Origin of the sequence: Kitasatospora griseola, assembly GCF_014648555.1 — a bacterium.
GTDB classification, from domain to species: Bacteria; Actinomycetota; Actinomycetes; order Streptomycetales; family Streptomycetaceae; genus Kitasatospora; species Kitasatospora griseola.
In genome coordinates this window covers 1-603 of record NZ_BMRI01000119.1, presented here as the reverse complement: position 1 = coordinate 603, position 603 = coordinate 1, and the positions used below count along the sequence as shown (strand labels likewise).

At 68.2% G+C, this 603-nt stretch carries 1 protein-coding gene; it reads right to left on the bottom strand.

All coding sequences use genetic code 11. The features are described 5' to 3' along the window. Positions 1-581, bottom strand: a 581-nt coding sequence (locus IEZ12_RS37385) for a GTP-binding protein (protein WP_100587917.1), incomplete at its 3' end; no start/stop codon positions are given. Positions 582-603: the final 22 nt, after the last annotated feature.

Below are 603 nucleotides of genomic sequence, written 5' to 3'. Positions count from 1 at the left end.
CGCAGGCGGGCGAGGAGGGCGTGCTCGACGAGGGTGATGAGGGCGCTCTTGGCGCTGTCCCGGCGTCGGGCGTCGAGGGTGACGATGGGGATGTCGGCGTTGAGTTGGAGTGCTTCGCGGACTTCGTCGCCGGTGTGGGGTTGGTGTCCGTCGAAGCCGTTGAGGGCGACGACGAAGGGGAGTCCGCTGTTCTCGAAGTAGTCGAGGGCGGGGAAGCAGTCGGCGAGGCGGCGGGTGTCGACGAGGACGACGGCGCCGATGGCGCCGCGGACGAGGTCGTCCCACATGAACCAGAAGCGGTCCTGTCCGGGGGTGCCGAAGAGGTAGAGGATGAGGTCTTCGTCGAGGGTGATGCGGCCGAAGTCCATGGCGACGGTGGTGGTCGTCTTGCCGGAGACGTGGCTGAGGTCGTCGATGCCGGCGGAGGCGCTGGTCATGACGGCTTCGGTGCGCAGGGGGTTGATTTCGGAGACCGCGCCGACGAGCGTCGTCTTGCCCACGCCGAATCCGCCTGCGACGACGATCTTGGCGGAGGTGGTCGCGCGGCTGGGGGCGGCCGCGTTAGAGCTTGCGAAGTCCACTGAGGACCCTTTCGAGCAGCGT